General features: G+C 48.8%; 14 protein-coding genes and 1 pseudogene. 9 read left to right on the top strand and 6 right to left on the bottom strand.

The window, feature by feature from the left end; translation table 11 throughout:
* Nucleotides 1-3: 3 nt before the first annotated feature.
* Together P4D80_RS04070 and P4D80_RS04065 are read right to left on the bottom strand one after the other, a co-directional pair.
* Nucleotides 4-564, bottom strand: a complete 561-nt coding sequence (locus P4D80_RS04070; RefSeq protein ID WP_421657591.1) for a zf-TFIIB domain-containing protein — start codon at nucleotides 562-564, stop codon at nucleotides 4-6.
* 460 nt (nucleotides 565-1,024) lie between these two features.
* A complete protein-coding gene (locus tag P4D80_RS04065; protein WP_421657590.1) occupies nucleotides 1,025-1,516 on the bottom strand; it encodes a hypothetical protein in 492 nt (163 codons plus the stop codon).
* Between the two features lie 44 nt (nucleotides 1,517-1,560).
* Between P4D80_RS04065 and aroA the strand changes: the two genes are divergently transcribed.
* Nucleotides 1,561-2,931, top strand: coding sequence for a 3-phosphoshikimate 1-carboxyvinyltransferase (aroA, locus tag P4D80_RS04060; protein WP_421657588.1), 1,371 nt, complete (start codon nucleotides 1,561-1,563; stop codon nucleotides 2,929-2,931).
* A gap of 230 nt (nucleotides 2,932-3,161) precedes the next feature.
* On the opposite strand, the gene P4D80_RS04055 is transcribed toward aroA, so the two are convergent.
* Both P4D80_RS04055 and P4D80_RS04050 read right to left on the bottom strand, forming a co-directional pair.
* Entirely contained in the window at nucleotides 3,162-3,446 is a 285-nt protein-coding gene (locus P4D80_RS04055; protein ID WP_421657587.1) for a DUF4230 domain-containing protein, read from the bottom strand.
* Between the two features lie 34 nt (nucleotides 3,447-3,480).
* Nucleotides 3,481-3,666: pseudogene (locus tag P4D80_RS04050) on the bottom strand (DUF4230 domain-containing protein); the annotation flags it as partial.
* A 612-nt stretch (nucleotides 3,667-4,278) separates the two neighbouring features.
* On the opposite strand from P4D80_RS04050, the gene P4D80_RS04045 reads away from it, so the two are divergent.
* The 5 genes from P4D80_RS04045 (at nucleotide 4,279) to clpB (ending at nucleotide 9,884) form a co-directional block, all read left to right on the top strand.
* Complete coding sequence (locus P4D80_RS04045) at nucleotides 4,279-4,704, top strand: hypothetical protein (RefSeq protein ID WP_421657586.1); 426 nt, start codon at nucleotides 4,279-4,281, stop codon at nucleotides 4,702-4,704.
* 10 nt (nucleotides 4,705-4,714) lie between these two features.
* Nucleotides 4,715-4,999 (top strand): DUF2470 domain-containing protein, encoded by a 285-nt coding sequence (locus P4D80_RS04040; RefSeq protein WP_421657584.1) that lies wholly within the window; start codon nucleotides 4,715-4,717, stop codon nucleotides 4,997-4,999.
* Nucleotides 5,000-5,263: 264 nt separating this feature from the next.
* Nucleotides 5,264-6,703, top strand: coding sequence for a helix-hairpin-helix domain-containing protein (locus tag P4D80_RS04035; protein ID WP_421657583.1), 1,440 nt, complete (start codon nucleotides 5,264-5,266; stop codon nucleotides 6,701-6,703).
* Nucleotides 6,704-6,733: 30 nt separating this feature from the next.
* On the top strand, nucleotides 6,734-7,105 hold the full coding sequence (locus P4D80_RS04030) for a DUF4359 domain-containing protein (protein ID WP_421657582.1): 372 nt from the start codon (nucleotides 6,734-6,736) through the stop codon (nucleotides 7,103-7,105).
* A gap of 88 nt (nucleotides 7,106-7,193) precedes the next feature.
* On the top strand, nucleotides 7,194-9,884 hold the full coding sequence (clpB, locus tag P4D80_RS04025; RefSeq protein ID WP_421657581.1) for an ATP-dependent chaperone ClpB: 2,691 nt from the start codon (nucleotides 7,194-7,196) through the stop codon (nucleotides 9,882-9,884).
* On the opposite strand, the gene P4D80_RS04020 is transcribed toward clpB, so the two are convergent.
* Complete coding sequence (locus P4D80_RS04020) at nucleotides 9,881-10,078, bottom strand: hypothetical protein (RefSeq protein ID WP_421657580.1); 198 nt, start codon at nucleotides 10,076-10,078, stop codon at nucleotides 9,881-9,883. The two genes, clpB and P4D80_RS04020, sit on opposite strands and share 4 nt — an antisense overlap.
* A gap of 209 nt (nucleotides 10,079-10,287) precedes the next feature.
* On the opposite strand from P4D80_RS04020, the gene htpG reads away from it, so the two are divergent.
* Together htpG and rpmB are read left to right on the top strand one after the other, a co-directional pair.
* Nucleotides 10,288-12,360: a molecular chaperone HtpG gene (htpG, locus tag P4D80_RS04015; protein ID WP_421657578.1), complete on the top strand. Its 2,073-nt coding sequence runs from the start codon at nucleotides 10,288-10,290 to the stop codon at nucleotides 12,358-12,360.
* Nucleotides 12,361-12,500: 140 nt separating this feature from the next.
* Nucleotides 12,501-12,737 carry a 50S ribosomal protein L28 gene (gene rpmB, locus P4D80_RS04010; RefSeq protein ID WP_421657577.1) on the top strand — a complete coding sequence of 79 codons (237 nt, stop codon included), beginning with the start codon at nucleotides 12,501-12,503 and terminating at the stop codon, nucleotides 12,735-12,737.
* Between the two features lie 205 nt (nucleotides 12,738-12,942).
* On the opposite strand, the gene P4D80_RS04005 is transcribed toward rpmB, so the two are convergent.
* Nucleotides 12,943-13,077 carry a hypothetical protein gene (locus P4D80_RS04005; RefSeq protein WP_421657576.1) on the bottom strand — a complete coding sequence of 45 codons (135 nt, stop codon included), beginning with the start codon at nucleotides 13,075-13,077 and terminating at the stop codon, nucleotides 12,943-12,945.
* A 1,335-nt stretch (nucleotides 13,078-14,412) separates the two neighbouring features.
* On the opposite strand from P4D80_RS04005, the gene P4D80_RS04000 reads away from it, so the two are divergent.
* A complete protein-coding gene (locus tag P4D80_RS04000; protein WP_421657575.1) occupies nucleotides 14,413-15,837 on the top strand; it encodes an MBOAT family O-acyltransferase in 1,425 nt (474 codons plus the stop codon).
* Nucleotides 15,838-15,844 lie beyond the last annotated feature (7 nt).

Genomic DNA, 15,844 nt, shown 5'->3' with positions numbered 1-15,844 from the left:
CGGCTACTTATCAAACCTCCGCATTAAATAGGCAACCCCAAAATCCCCGTTCGGATGCTGCTCTAAAATTTCAGCCAGTTCAAAAATACGAGCCGCCAGTTCGGGGCCAAGTTTGTCAATCGTGGCGCGGCGTTCCTGGGCAAATAGTTCCCGTTCCCTTACCAGCGCCTGCCAATCGGTAGAAAACAGCCGATCCAGAATGGTGTGTAAGCCTGTTTTTTCCAGTACTTCCCATTCACCGCGATCGCACCAGATTCCCTTACAGTTGGGGCAGCGTTCCACGTAAAATGGCGTTTTCGTGCTGACCTTTACCCTCGCCAGATAACAACTGCAATAAGGGCATAAGGAAGCCATCCTATCCGTAGGCGCTGGCATCGAGTCAGTTTCCAGAACCCGATCAATTAACGTAGATAGATCCTCAATTTCAGGCTGTTTCTCCTGCCAGCTAACATAGTCCTCAGGCGGAATCCACACTCCCTGACAATCCGGGCAACAGCGAACACTCAACTGTCCCATCAACACACTGCTATTCAGATCAGTCTTCCTATCCTTTGGACACTGCACAACTGGTCTCCCTGATCGTCAACATTCTAATTTAACCGGAGAGGAGGAGTTGTTAGTGGTTAGTTGTTGGCTGTTGATTGTTGGTCAAGTGAGGTGCGAGGTGTGAGGTGAAAAACTGATGGGGGTGAGGGGTTGGGGGTTGGGTGGTGGGTGGGGGGATGGGATACTACTGAGGCTGTTCTAGAAATGGGGCTTTGGCTCTTTGAAACTCTGATTCCCGAAAGTGTTCTGGAAACAGGGTTCTAACTCCCTGAAACCCTGATTCCCTTGACTCCCTTTCCAGGATTGCCAAAAAAAATTTGACAACCCCTGATTCCCTCGATCCCCTTTCCAGGATTGCCACCAAAAAACAGATCAATCCCCTTTACATCCATTACTCCATCACACCCCCCATCCCCCCATCCCCCTCCTGCCTCCTGTCTCCTGGCTTTTTTCTCTTGTTTCTTCTTTCTGTTCTCTTCTAATGATGAATCTCCAGATTGATGACATAGCGTCCCATAGCCACCCGATCTGCCCAGAGTTCATATTCGACGCGGAAGAAATCAGGCAGAGGTTTCCCTTCTAAAACAAGGTTGCGGGCATAGTTGCGCAGGCAAAGTTGGTGATTTTGGCTGGAGGTATTGCTATGCAGACAGTAGCGGCTGAATCCATACACACCCCGCTCCAGTAGATGGCGATAGCTGAATTGACCGTTTCCCTGCATTGTCAGAGTCACTCGGTAAGGAGAAAACTCCAGCCATAAAAGCCGGGGAGTCTCTCCATAGGGCATGGCAGGAATTTCTTGCCCCTCGATGTCAAAATCGCGATCGCGAACAATGGGCTCCGTTAATAGCAAATGAAATCGCTCATCATCCTTCTGGTAGAGGGTCGCGACTGTCTCAATCTCCGTGCAAATTGGAAAGTCTGTAGAGATGAAGGAGAGGCAAACAGGTCTGCGATAGTGGGTGAGCATGGGGTACGATTGCTTACGCAGTCCAATAAGTCTAACCGATCCCCATGCCAGTTCCGAGCGCAATTTCCCTGAATGTCTCAGAGTCCCAGCACGATCTAATCATTACCCGACCTACCACCGGGCTGTCTTTGCGAGGGCGCATCCGCGTTCCAGGAGATAAATCCATTTCTCACCGGGCGTTGATGTTGGGAGCGCTGGCCGAAGGAGAAACGACGATTGAGGGGTTATTGCTGGGAGAAGACCCACGCAGCACAGCTAAGTGTTTTCAGGCAATGGGGGCAGACATTTCTGAACTCAATACCACCCTGGTCAAGGTGCAGGGGATTGGGTTGGGACAACTGCTGGAACCGCTGGATGTGTTAGATGCGGGAAATTCTGGTACCACGCTACGGTTAATGCTGGGCATTCTAGCGTCCCATCCGGGTCGATTTTTCACGGTCACGGGAGATAGTTCGCTGAGATCGCGCCCTATGTCCCGTGTGGTCAATCCACTGCGGCAGATGGGCGCAGAAATATGGGGACGAAAAGAAGCTTCTCTGGCGCCGCTGGCCGTCCAGGGGCAGTCCCTCCGTCCCATCCATTATCACTCTCCCATTGCTTCCGCTCAGGTCAAATCCTGCCTTCTGCTAGCAGGGCTGATGACAGAAGGACAGACAACCGTGACGGAGCCTGCCCTCTCGCGCGACCACAGTGAACGAATGCTGAAAGCCTTTGGGGCAGACCTGACTGTAGACCTGGAGACCTGTAGCGTGACAGTGACTGGCCCTGCAAAACTAAAAGGGCAGACCGTAATCGTCCCAGGCGATATTAGTTCAGCCGCGTTCTGGCTGGTGGCGGGGGCGATCGTGCCTGGCTCTGACCTGACGATTGAAAATGTGGGAGTTAACCCAACTCGTACGGGAGTCCTGGAAGCGCTGGAAATGATGGGTGCGGATATCACCCAGGAGAATTATCGAGAAGCGGCGGGAGAACCCATTGTCGATCTCCACGTCCGTTATGCCGGAAGCACCAGTCAGATGCCCCTGAAAGCCTGCCGAATTGCGGGCGATCTGGTGCCCCGTCTGATTGATGAAATCCCCATTCTGGCTGTAGCCGCTGCATTTGCTGAAGGCACAACTGTTATCCAGGACGCGGCTGAATTGCGGGTGAAGGAGAGCGATCGCATCGCTGTAATAGCAAACCAGCTAAACCGGATGGGTGTCCGCGTGACTGAACTATCCGACGGCATGGAGATTATAGGTGGCGAAACCCTGACCGGAACCGAAGTTGATAGCCACACCGACCACCGAATCGCCATGAGCCTGGCGATCGCCGCCCTCAACGCCAGCGGCACCACCACCATTCAACGGGCAGAAGCCGCCGCTATTTCTTATCCAGACTTTGTAACCACGTTGGAGTCGCTAGTTGTTAGTTAAGTGAGGGGGTGGAGGGGTGATGGAGTCATAGGACGATGGGTGAAGGTTCAGTTGTTAGTTGTTGGTTGTTAGAGGAAATGAGGAGTAAGGGGCGTTGCTGAAAAGCAGAATGAATCGAAATGAATTTTCGAGCATACAGCACCTATTTCATATCCAAATTCAGCAACGCCGAGTGAGGAATGAGGGGTAGATAGGTGATAGGGTGATTGCTCTTTACGTCCCTCACTCCCTTACCCCTCCACCCCTCCACCCCTCCACCCCCTCACTCCCCCCGCCCCCACTTCCGCTCTACAGGCATCGGCAGAGGGTGGTTGCACCTCTACGGAAACCGTTTTGTAGCCAGCCGTGTTGAGGAGTTGGGTGACAACGAGTTGGGCGCGATCGCTGGCTTTGGTCAACAATCCATCGGTGCAGGCTGCTTCTACTATCTTCTTCAGAGCTTCCTGCTGCGCCAGCTTCTGGAGTTCGGGGGCTACATCCGGTCCCAACCCCAAAATTCCCCCGGTTGTAGTCATACACATTGGAACGATTGACATCAATCTTGCTGTCCAGAATCCGGGGTGGGGGTAACTGAACCTGAATGTTTCCCCCTGCCACCTCAACGTTTTCATCCCTAAGTTGGCTGAGGTCAACCCCTGCTTTCACTTCACCATAGGCAATGTAAAGCAGTTTCGTGGTGCCAATCACGAACCCACCCAGGCTATTATCCTGACTAGTAGGGACTACTGCCTGCATCGTAAAAGCCGCTGTAGTGAGTTCACTCATTTCCCGTACTTGTTGAATCACCCTAGACTGAACGTCTACTTTAGGTGGGGTTGGGGGAGCGTTGAAATTGAGAAGGTTGCTGAGAGCATTGAGAAAGCGATCGCCCACTTGCCAAACTTCCAATGAAGCCATTAACCCTACTGCCACCAACCCACCTGCCACCATCAAACCCAGGCTTCTCAAAAAATATATGCCGCCTTCGCGATCGCTGTAATACTCGTCGTCTTCATGGCGCATAGAACCACCCCCAAGGAATTGGCCTATAGTACAAATGTTCTATTTCTATCTAAACTCAACGGGCACTCAAATGCAATAATCTACGTCTTTTTGCCTGGCATTGTTACCCATGTTCGCCCACTTCTTGCCATTCCATCATGCCAGGTAACCAAAATATGGGTGGGTGCTGATCCTGGCACGAAAGGAAAGAGATTTGGTCGAGGCTAGTTTTTAGGATTTTCAGATCCTTAAAAAGCTCTTGCCAGAACAATTTTTGCCACAACACCAGTTGTTGATTTTGTCCCTGACAGGGGAAACTGAACTAATTGGGTACCGAAAACCCATTTGCCTATAGAGGTACCAAACATGATGGCTAAATTCCGCTGGATGGTCAGGCTAGCAGTCCTGACCATCCTTCTGACCCTGTTGAATCCGATCACTTTTGCTCAAACCCCTATTCGGAGGGGAGTCTTGTTGTTAAATCAGGTGAGAATGCTATCCGCCCGCAGCACAACCCTTTCAGGTGGTAGCCTGGTGGATCTGCGAACTGACCCTAACTTTGAAGGCAACTATCAAACCATTGTGGATGCGGCTACCACCATACTGAACGGGTACATTGTGGTTAAACACGGTGGCTACTTTCCAGAAAATCGGGGAATTCCACGCAATCAGCAGCTATCCTGGTCAGAGGTGGTTTACTACATCTTCACCCTACCCAACGGGAAAGAACTGTTTCTCTATCGCTCTCCCCTGCAAAATACCGCAGAGTACTTTATTCGTCGTAAAGATTGAACAGAATGATATGACTGAATCAATTACCCCTGAAGTGAGCGATCGCATTTGTCGGCATATGAACGACGATCACGCAGATGCGGTATTACTCTATGCCAAAACATTTGCCAATGCTGGGGAAGCGACTGCTGCAAAAATGCTCTCCATCGATGCCCTGGGCATGGATCTTTTGACTCAGGTTAATGGAACCGAAACATCTGTCCGGATTGAGTTTGACCACCCTTTGCAGGGTGCAGAAGATGCTCATCATACGTTGATTGATATGGTGAAGCTGGCAAGACAAATAGGAAAGTGAGCACTAGAGAGTCAATATTTATACAGCCGCAACCCCAAAAACTTCTAGACTTAAGTAAGTAGCTAGGCACAATTAGATTAAGGATAATTTCGGGGGTGAAGTGGGTAAACCCCCCTTTTACAATTAATTATGGCTACCTACTTATCTCTGCGAGAAGACTTGAGATAAGAAGTTTGAAGTAAGGGGAACAGACCTGTTACCTTAGATCGGTTTAGCTCCGCGATCGGTTCAGAGTTGTCAATTCGTTTCCCTAGCTTTCCTGCGATGCGCTGTCTTACCTGTGCCACCACCAACCAATCCATTTCCCTGATTCGGCAGATCGCCAGAAGTGGAGAAGGGGAAGTATGGCAAACCAATTTGAGCGGGATTCTGGCAAAGGTGTATCATTCCCCTGATGTGCGCCGGATCCGCAAGTTAGAGGTGATGGTTGCCCATCCGCCAGTGGACCCCAACGCGGAAATCAATCACATTTCTTTCGCATGGCCCAAATCGTTGCTTAAAGATGCCAGTGGAACCTATGTCGGGTTTCTAATGCCAGAGATTTCAAATAGCGTGCAGCTTCTGGACATTTACAATCCCCTGCGTCGGCAGAAGGTTTTACCCGGATTCAACTGGCTGTACCTGCATACGACAGCGATGAACATTGCCTCCATCATTTGGGCCATTCATCGGGCGGGTTATGTTTTAGGCGACATTAAACCAGAAAATATTTTGGTCAACGATCGCGCCCTGCCCGCCATCATTGATACTGACTCCTTTCAGGTACGCCATCCTGAAACAGGGGAAATTTTTCCTTGCCTGGTTGGGTCAGAAGGTTTCACCCCCGTCGAATTGATGGGAAAAACACTGGCAACGATTGAGCAAACGGAAGTTCACGATCGCTTCCGGCTGAGCATTATTATTCATCTGCTGCTCTTTGGCGATTATCCCTTCAAGGGGAAGTGGATTGGAGAAGGCGATTCCCCACCTCCAAATGAGCTGCTGCGCCAGGGCTTCTGGTGCTATGCTCCCCATAGCCTGATTCAACCAGGACCGCTGACCATTCCCTTAGATGTGATTCATCCAGAATTGCAGAATTGCTTTTTACGCTGCTTTAACAGTGGACATTCCAATCCCGACTTGCGTCCCACCCCTGCGGACTGGGTGAAGGCATTAAAGGCAGCCCGTTCGGAACTGGTGTCGTGCAGAAAGGTGAAAAATCACTGGTACAGCAAAACCTATGGTCACTGCTACTGGTGCGATCGCAAAGCCCATCTGGGGGTTGATATTTTCCCAACTCTGGCAAGCCCTTCTAACAATCCAGCCGTCAAAGCTTTGAAGCAAGCCAAAACTACGGTAGAAAAGCGTATTCAGGGGTGGAACTCTCGATCTCTTGCCGCCACTCTGCCAGCACCCAAAAACCTCCTGCAAACGATTCGAGCGATGAGCCAAACGATCGCCAATCAAATTGCAACCCAGATTCAACAGACTTCCATCAATCAATCCTCTGTCCCTCTTCCTTCCAACAGCAACCCTGTGAACTGGAGCAAGCTAGGAACCACGATGGCATCTTTGACAGGTGTTTTCGTATTACTCATCTTTCTCAGCCGCTCTAAGGTAGATACAGGTGAAATTGAGCTAACGTCCGTCGGGATTTTTCTGTGTTTGGGGCTGGTGGTGATCAGCTTTCTATGGCTCAAGGTGATGGATAAATATAATCCGTAGCGGTTGTTATCAGGTTGTTGCAGGAGTTGTATGAAGAGATGGAAGATTGTGGCGATCGCAGGTGGGCTTTTCGTCGCAGCCCTGGGAGCCATCATGGCAGCCACTAATCCCCGACAGGATGCCTACGAAGCGTTTGCAACCCAAGCTTTGATTGTCTATGCCGGAGAAAACCTTTGCCCCAAGGTGCCCCTTATTGGTAGAACCCAGTGTGAAACGCTGCTGAGTACGAACCAGGCAGAAATTCGCCGGTTCATCTCCCAGGGCACCGAGTGGCGTAACTACTTCTTTTTAAGTGTGTATACCACCGACCTGGCCATCAGCAACTGGCTGCCGTCTTACCACTTTGAAACGCTGGGCGTATTTGGACAATTTATTGTGCTGCAAGCACGGGAAGAACGGTAGCCGCATAACTCATCCCTGGTCAACGCTTCTCGCTATACTGAAAACGCTAGGTATACGTATTTTTACTCGTTGAGTTGTTTATTCAAGCATGCAGCCTACGGATCCAAACAAATTTACAGACAAAGCGTGGGAAGCGATCGTTCAATCCCAGGATATTGCCCGTCGCTACAAGCAACAAAACCTGGAAGTTGAACATTTAATGATTGCCTTGTTGGAGCAGCCAGAGGGCCTGGCGACACAGGTACTGACCCGGGCAGGGGTAGACATTGCACGTTTACTTCAGGAAATCGATAAGTTTACCCGTTCTCAGTCCAAGGTCTACAACACCAACATCGAAAACATTTATCTGGGGCGCAATCTGGATGTCCTGTTAGACCGGGCAGAAGAAACCCGCCAGGCATGGCAGGATAACTTCATTTCAATTGAACATCTGCTGCTGAGCTACTCGGTAGATCCACGTCTGGGGCTGCGCACGCTTAAGCTTCTTAACCTGGAACCGAAGCGGCTAGAAGCAGTTATTAAAGAACTGCGAGGGAGCCAGAAAGTCACCGATCAAAACCCCGAATCCCGTTACGCGGCGCTGGAGAAATACGGGCGCGATCTGACTGAACAAGCCAAGGCTGGCAAAACTGATCCCGTCATTGGTCGGGATGAAGAGATTCGTCGGGTGATCCAGGTACTTTCTCGGCGTACGAAAAATAATCCAGTGCTGATTGGAGAGCCAGGGGTGGGAAAGACGGCGATCGCCGAAGGGTTGGCCCAGCGCATTGTCAATGGTGACGTTCCCGAATCGCTCAAAAACCGTCGCCTGATTGCCCTGGACATGGGCTCTCTGATTGCCGGAGCCAAGTATCGGGGCGATTTTGAAAATCGGCTGCGTTCTGTGCTGAAGGAGGTCATCCATTCCGATGGTCAGATTGTGTTGTTCATTGACGAACTGCACACCGTAATTGGCACTGGTTCCACCCAGGGCACAATGGATGCCGGAAATCTGCTCAAGCCCATGCTGGCACGGGGTGAACTGCGCTGCATTGGAGCCACCACCCTGGATGAGTATCGCAAGTACATTGAAAAGGATGCGGCTCTGGAGCGCCGCTTCCAGCAGGTGTTTGTAGATCAGCCCAGTGTAGAAGATACCATTTCTATTCTACGTGGGCTAAAAGATCGCTACGAAACCCATCATGGCGTCAAAATTACAGATTCTGCCCTGGTTGCTGCAGCAACGCTTTCCTCTCGTTATATCTCCGATCGCTTTTTGCCCGATAAGGCGATCGACCTAGTGGACGAAGCTGCTGCCAAACTGAAGATGGAAATCACATCAAAACCGGCAGAACTGGAAATGATCGATCGCCGCCTGATGCAGTTAGAGATGGAAAAACTTTCCCTCAAGGGCGAAGATCAAATGGGAGCCCTGGCCTCTACACGGGCTTCCAAAGAGCGCCTGGCCCGGATTGAACAGGAAATTGCCGACCTGGCCCAAAAACAGACCCGGCTAGACACTCAATGGCAAGGCGAAAAGCAGGTACTCGATAAGATCAAGCACCTCAAAGAAGAAGAAGACCAACTTCGAGTGCAGATCGAACAAGCCGAGCGTGCCTATGATTTAAATACCGCGGCTCAGCTGAAATATGGCAAGTTGGAAGCTGTGCAACGCGATCGCGAAGCCCAGGAAGCCCGGTTACTGGAAATTCAGACCAATGGTTCCGCTCTCCTGCGGGAACAGGTCACCGAATCGGACATCGCCGAGATCGTTGCCCGCTGGACTGGCATCCCCGTCAACCGCCTGCTGGAATCTGAACGTCAAAAACTGCTTCAACTGGAAAAGCATCTGCATGAACGGGTCGTTGGTCAGCACGAAGCCGTCGAAGCCGTCGCCGCCGCTATCCGCCGCGCCCGTGCCGGGATGAAAGACCTCGCCCGACCGATAGGCTCCTTCCTGTTTATGGGACCAACCGGAGTTGGCAAAACCGAACTGGCCCGCGCCCTGGCCCAATTTCTGTTTGACTCCGACGATGCTCTGGTTCGCATCGACATGTCGGAGTACATGGAAAAACACTCCGTTGCCCGTCTGATTGGGGCTCCTCCAGGCTATGTTGGCTACGAAGAGGGAGGGCAGCTTTCCGAAGCTGTCCGTCGCAAACCCTATTCCGTCGTGCTATTTGATGAAGTCGAGAAAGCTCATCAGGATGTGTTCAATATTCTTTTGCAGGTGTTGGATGACGGACGCATTACGGATTCTCAAGGGCGCACGGTCGATTTCCGCAACACGGTCATTGTCATGACCAGTAATATTGGTAGCGACCATATTTTGGATGTTTCTGGTGACGACTCTCGTTACGAAGAAATGCAGAAGCGCGTGATGAGTGCCCTGCGCAAACACTTCCGCCCCGAATTTCTGAACCGGGTTGATGAGCTCATCCTCTTCCATCCCCTTAATCGCAGTGAACTGAGCCAAATTGTCGGATTACAGATCAAGCGGATTCAGGAAATGCTGGCTGATCAAAAGCTGAAGCTAGAAATCAGCCCTGCCGCCCAGGATTACATTGCCGAAGTAGGGTACGATCCCACCTACGGAGCTCGTCCATTGAAGCGTGCCATTCAGCGAGAATTACAGAACCCGATCGCCACCAAAATTTTGGAGAATGTCTTTGTGGAAGGCGATACAATTTTGATTGATCTCGTCGGCAATCGCCTCACGTTCAAAAAAAAGCCCTCCACTGTTGATAACTCTACCATCACAGTTTCGCGAGTCTACCAGACTAACAAAGCTCTACATTAAAGGATAGTTTTAATAAATAGCCCGCTGTAGACCAGCAGGGCGTAAATAAAGAGAACTTCAAGAGAACTTTGCCGAATTTTTCCAGGCACTCTTTTGATCGCCACCAATAACTTTTGATCGCCACCAATAAAAAAATCAAATACGCTTTTTTCGCCATAGATACTGGCTACAAACCCTTCAACCAGTTCCAACAAGCCGAAGACTCACTGTTGCCCAGTTTGTTCCCGCCGCTCTTCACTCCTTCGCTTCCCCCATGCTCATCTCTCCCTACTCCCAAATCGCTTTTAATGTAGGGAAATCCGATCTTTCTATTCGGTAATCAGACTCCATTAGAATGAAAGCGAGCGCCTCATCCAAACGGAAAATAACCTCTAAAGCCTTCTAATTCACCACAAAAGGGACTATGACAACCATCCTGGAACAGGGCAATATCAGTATTCATACCGAAAACATCTTTCCAATCATCAAGAAATGGCTCTACTCCGACCACGAAATCTTTCTCAGAGAACTGGTATCGAATGCCGTAGACGCCATCAATAAGTTAAAGATGGTGTCCCACTCCGGCGAATACTCCGGCGATCTGGGTGATCCTGAAATTATCATCACCATCGACAAAGAAAAGAAAACCCTTGCTGTTTCGGATAATGGCATCGGCATGACTGCTGATGAGGTGAAGAAATACATCAACCAGGTCGCTTTCTCCAGTGCCGAAGAGTTTGTCCAGAAATACAAAGCAAGTGTCGATCAGCAAATCATTGGTCACTTTGGGCTGGGCTTCTACTCTTCCTTCATGGTTGCCAGCCACGTAGAAATTGATACTCTCTCTTACCAACCAGGTGCGCAACCTGTCAACTGGGCCTGTGATGGTTCCACCGAGTTCAAGCTGTCTGAGTCAGAGCGACGCGATCGCGGCACCACCGTCACCCTTACCCTGCAAGAAGAAGAACAAGAATACCTGGAGCCCTACCGCATTCGCTCCCTGATCAAAAAATACTGCGACTTCATGCCTTACCCGATCAAGCTCGAAGTCATTGAGCCCCCCAAGGAAGGAGAAGCCGCTGCCGAAGAAAAAGCTCCAGAGCAAATCAATCGCCAGAAAGCGCCCTGGAAAGAAGCCCCCAACTCCCTCAGCAAAGAGGACTATCTGGAATTTTACCGCTATCTCTACCCCTTCCAGGAAGACCCACTCCTCTGGGTTCACCTTAATACCGACTACCCCTTCGTCGTCAACGGCATCCTCTACTTCCCCAAACTCAAACCTGATGTCGATACCACCAGGGGACAGATCAAACTCTTTTGCAACCAGGTCTTCGTTAGCGATAACTGCGAAGAAGTCATTCCCAGATTTCTGCTGCCCCTGCGTGGCGTGATTGACAGTGTAGACATTCCCCTCAACGTCTCCCGCAGTTTCTTGCAGAACGATCGCACCGTCCGCCGCATTGCCGACTACATTGCCAAAAAGGTGGGCGATCGCCTCAAAGAGCTATACCATGACAACCGCGAAGAATACATCCGTTGCTGGCAAGACCTCGGCACCTTTGTCAAATTCGGCTCCATCAATGACGACAAATTTAAGAAGCAGGTTGAGGATATTCTGATCTTCCGCACCACCTGGCAAGGGACAGGAGCTAAGGAACAGGGGTCAGGAGAAACCTCAACAGAGCCTTCAGCAGCACAGGTTCAATCGCCAGAAGGCGATGTCTGGCAGGACGTAACCTCCCCCTCTTCTCCCACATCCCAAACCCCACACCCCACACCCTCCTACACCACCCTCAAGGAATATTTGGAGCGCAACAAATCCCGCCACGAAAACCGCGTCTTCTACTGCACCGACGAAGTATCCCAGGCAACCTACGTCGAACTGCACAAGAAGCAGGGGCTAGAAGTCCTGTTCATGGATTCTTTCATTGATACCCACTTCGTCAGCTTTCTGGAACGGGAACATCCCGAAGTCAAATTCTCCCGTGTTGATGCTGACCTGGACGATACCCTGCTGGATAAGGAACAGAAATCGGAGATTGTAGATCCCACGACGAACAAAACCCGCAGTGAGCAAATTAAGGAACTGTTTGAGAAAGCCCTCAATCGTCCTAAGGTAACAATCCGCACCGAAGCTTTGAAGGCGGATGATCCGCAGGGTACACCCCCGGCGATCATCCTCCTGCCAGAACACCTGCGCCGCCTGCGGGAAATGAATGCTCTTCTCCAGCAACAGGTCATCGAGTTTCCCGAAGAACACATCCTGCTGATCAACACCGCCCATCCCCTGATTCAAAACCTGGTATCCCTCAACCAGGGAGCCATCCTTCAAAGCGAAGGGCAATCCCCCTCTGCTGAACTGGCAACCCTTATTTGCCACCATGTCTATGATCTGGCACTGATGGCTCAAAAAGGCTTCGACGCCGAAGGAATGAAAGCCTTCATCGAACGCTCGAATCAACTGTTAACTCGCCTTACTGAGAAGGCTACAGCCTGAGGTAGAGGGAAAGAGCAAGGGATGGAGCGGGAGGGTGGATGGGTGGACAGGTAGATGACTGACCTTCACCCCATCTATCCCTCATTCATTTATAATGAGAGGCTGGACAAAAAATCTGAAGGGTAATCCTGGAGACTGCAATGGCTCGTAAATGTCAACTTACCGGCAAACAGGCGAACAATGCCTATGCCGTTTCCCACTCTCACCGGCGCACCAAAAAGCTTCAAGAAGTCAACCTGCAATGGAAGAGGCTTTGGTGGGCAGAAGGCAACCGCTGGGTTCGGTTGCGACTCTCCACGAAGGCAATCAAAACCCTGGAAAGCAAGAGCCTTTCAACCTTTGCGAAAGAAGCAGGGATCGATCTCAGCAAGTTTTGAATCAGGCTCCCATGGCCTGCGTTCACTCCAGCAGGAAAAGGGGTTTTCTTCGGCACAGCTTCATATTGTGTCCTCTGCTACTTGGGATCTGTACAAGCGGATGGCTATCCGCTTGTACCCACTCTCTCAAAAACAACCCGGTGTTGGGCTTTCAAGCCAGCATAGCAAGAATCCATTGAGCTTCCTTCCACCCTCAAACTAGCGCTTAGGTTTCTGCTACAAAGTTGCGATCGCCCTTCTCCCCTCCAATTTGGACGACTTGTGAGTAAGCAGTAGACTTGCTCAATGGCGTTCCTGGCCTGAGGGATTCCTCTGATTGAAGGTTATTGGAGTCATTCAATTTTCCCTGAAAGATGGGCGAAAGGCGTTTGTATTCGTCACTCTATAGCTCAAACTTGTGAGTGAAGCTCAAACTTGTGAGTAAGCGGCTATCCTGCCTATTCTGGCATTCAGTAATGGTTATTAAATTATTAGAAGCGATCTCACATCTAAAAAGACGAATGGAAGATATCAGCAGGTTAAAGCCTCCTTTAAAGAAAAGATGAAATTTTCCGAACTGATTGTGAAATCCTTGAGGAAACCGTTTTTTCTTTGTCTTTTTTAAGATTGTCACGCCATATTATAATCAAGAGCTGTTTAAGCCTGAGACTATGTTTTGATTGAGCGCATGTAATCTGCATGTGACCCCTGAGTGTAGCTCTCAGAGATTTATCAATATGTTCAACTCAGATTTCATTACCTTAGCTTCTTTGACGAAGATTCAGCAACCGCTGCTAAAGGGTGCTACCTTTGTCAAAACTGAAGTTTTTCTTCAAAAGATTCCTACTGTAAGAATTCAGGGTGGCTTGACTCCCCCCTGAATTGCCCAGGAGCTTTTTACAATTGCTGAAGACCTGCTGGCATTTTAGCCGCAGCAGCATAAAGCTAGACATTCCAACTAAATACTGCACTAAATACTGCTCAGTAAGGACTAAATACTGCTCAGTAAGGCTAGTGTTGCAAACACTAAATTTTGCAATTCGAGGAATTGAGGACTTCGCCCCCAAGCAGGGGTAGAACCCCTGCGTCCCCAACAAAACTTTTGTTTTGCTGTACTAGTGGATATACTTAACTGACAAAACTCCCCAAATCCTGCTCCTGATGCAGGTTAGTTTAACGTAACCCAATAGAACTTATACCAATGTTTTATGAAGCTGTGCATTATCACTCCCAGCTGTCGCCGTCCCCCTTACTAAGGAGGACTACAGAGGGTTCTGATTCTACGCATCCTCATATTGAATTGGTATTAAGCTGGTGTTGAGTTTCACGTTGTTCAACCCAGCCTGTCAAAAAAGATTTGTCAGTCAACCAGCTAATGGATAGTGTTCGTTCCATAAGGCGGAAATATATTCGGATCAAGCTCAATCCAGATCAAACTTAGCCAATGGAATGAGATCAATGATTTCATTCCTCGTCAATCTCTTTCTTTTAGGTTAAATCTGAAAGCCAATCTCGGATTTTGCATTTTCTAATTGATAGTTAAAATCTGATTAATAGGTAATGTTCAATACACTTGAAGAGTTGAACTCATCATTGTTTCATTTACTCAATCATCATTTGCTTCTATCAATCCTGCTTCGATGAAAGGAGTAAGACAGCCTTGCTATTTAATTCCTACGAGTTCATCTTTTGTTTTTTGCCAATAACGGCGATCGTCTTTTTTGGGTTGGCAAAATCTCGACTCTTAAAGGCTGCAACTTACTGGCTAATTCTCAGCTCAATTGTATTCTATGGATACTGGAGCCCAATTTATGTCCCACTGTTACTTATTTCTGTAGCAGGTAATTTCTTTTTTGGCTACTGGTTAAACCTTACCGAGTCTGGAACTAAATTAGCTAAAACACTTCTGTGGTTAGGTATTGGCTTTAATTTAACAATATTAGGCTATTACAAATATGCTGCTTTTATTGTCACTTCTACTAATCACATTTTTCAAATAGATCTTCCTGTTCCTGATATCACTCTGCCATTAGGAATTTCCTTTTATAGCTTTACACAAATTGCTTACCTGGTTGATTCCTATAGAGGCGAAACTAAAAGTGGCTATAGTTTTTCTACCTACATTTTATTTGTTGTCTTTTTTCCACAGTTGATTGCAGGCCCTATTCTACGCTACAACGAGTTGATTCCAGAGTTTAAGAAGCTACGAAATTTTGTTTTTTCTCATAAGAATTTAGCAATAGGCTCGGCATTTTTTACTTTGGGGTTGGCTAAAAAGGTTTTAATTGCTGATTCGGTTTCACCTTGGGTCAACACCGTGTTCAGCCATGCATCGGATCTCACCTTAATAGAGGCATGGTTTGGTGCGATCGCATACACGCTTCAACTATATTTCGACTTCTCTGGCTACTCGGATATGGCGATCGGTTTAGGGCTAATGTTTAATATCCATCTGCCAATTAATTTTAATTCTCCCTATAAAGCGACTTCTATTATTGATTTCTGGCGACGCTGGCATATGACTCTGTCTAATTTCCTGCGGGACTATTTATATATTCCGCTGGGGGGAAGTCGCAAAGGAGAATTACGCCGGTATACTAATCTATTCCTCACAATGCTATTAGGTGGGTTATGGCACGGTGCCGGGTGGACCTACGTGATTTGGGGTGGTCTACATGGGCTTTTTTTGATAACGAATCATGGTTGGCGAAAAGTTGGAATCAAAATGCCATCTTTTCTAGCCTGGTTTTTGACATTTAATGCTGTTGTTTTTAGCTGGGTCATTTTTCGAGCTTCTAGCTTAAATGAAGCGTTAGAAATGATAAGAGCAATGCTGGGGATGAACGGAATCAGCCTACCTGAGAAATTTCAAGTTTTGTTGCCCTGGTTGAGCTATCGAGAGGTTGAGTTTATGGGTTTCCCGTATCTACCATCAGACTACAAACAGGGATTGATGGTGTTGATATTACTTCTGGCAGTGGTTATTGGGCTACCCAATACTCAACAAATTATTCAGCGGTTTCAACCATCCTGGTTGTGGGCAATTAGTTTAGGTGGCATTGCTGCACTATGCCTGATTTCGCTAAATCGGGTCTCTGAGTTTTTGTATTTTCAGTTCTGAAGATTAA

Source organism: Leptothermofonsia sp. ETS-13, assembly GCF_049200465.1.
Classification (GTDB): Bacteria; Cyanobacteriota; Cyanobacteriia; order Leptolyngbyales; family Leptolyngbyaceae; genus Leptothermofonsia.
The sequence above is the reverse complement of the archived record's forward strand: the minus strand, read 5'-3'. Positions and strand labels throughout refer to the sequence as shown.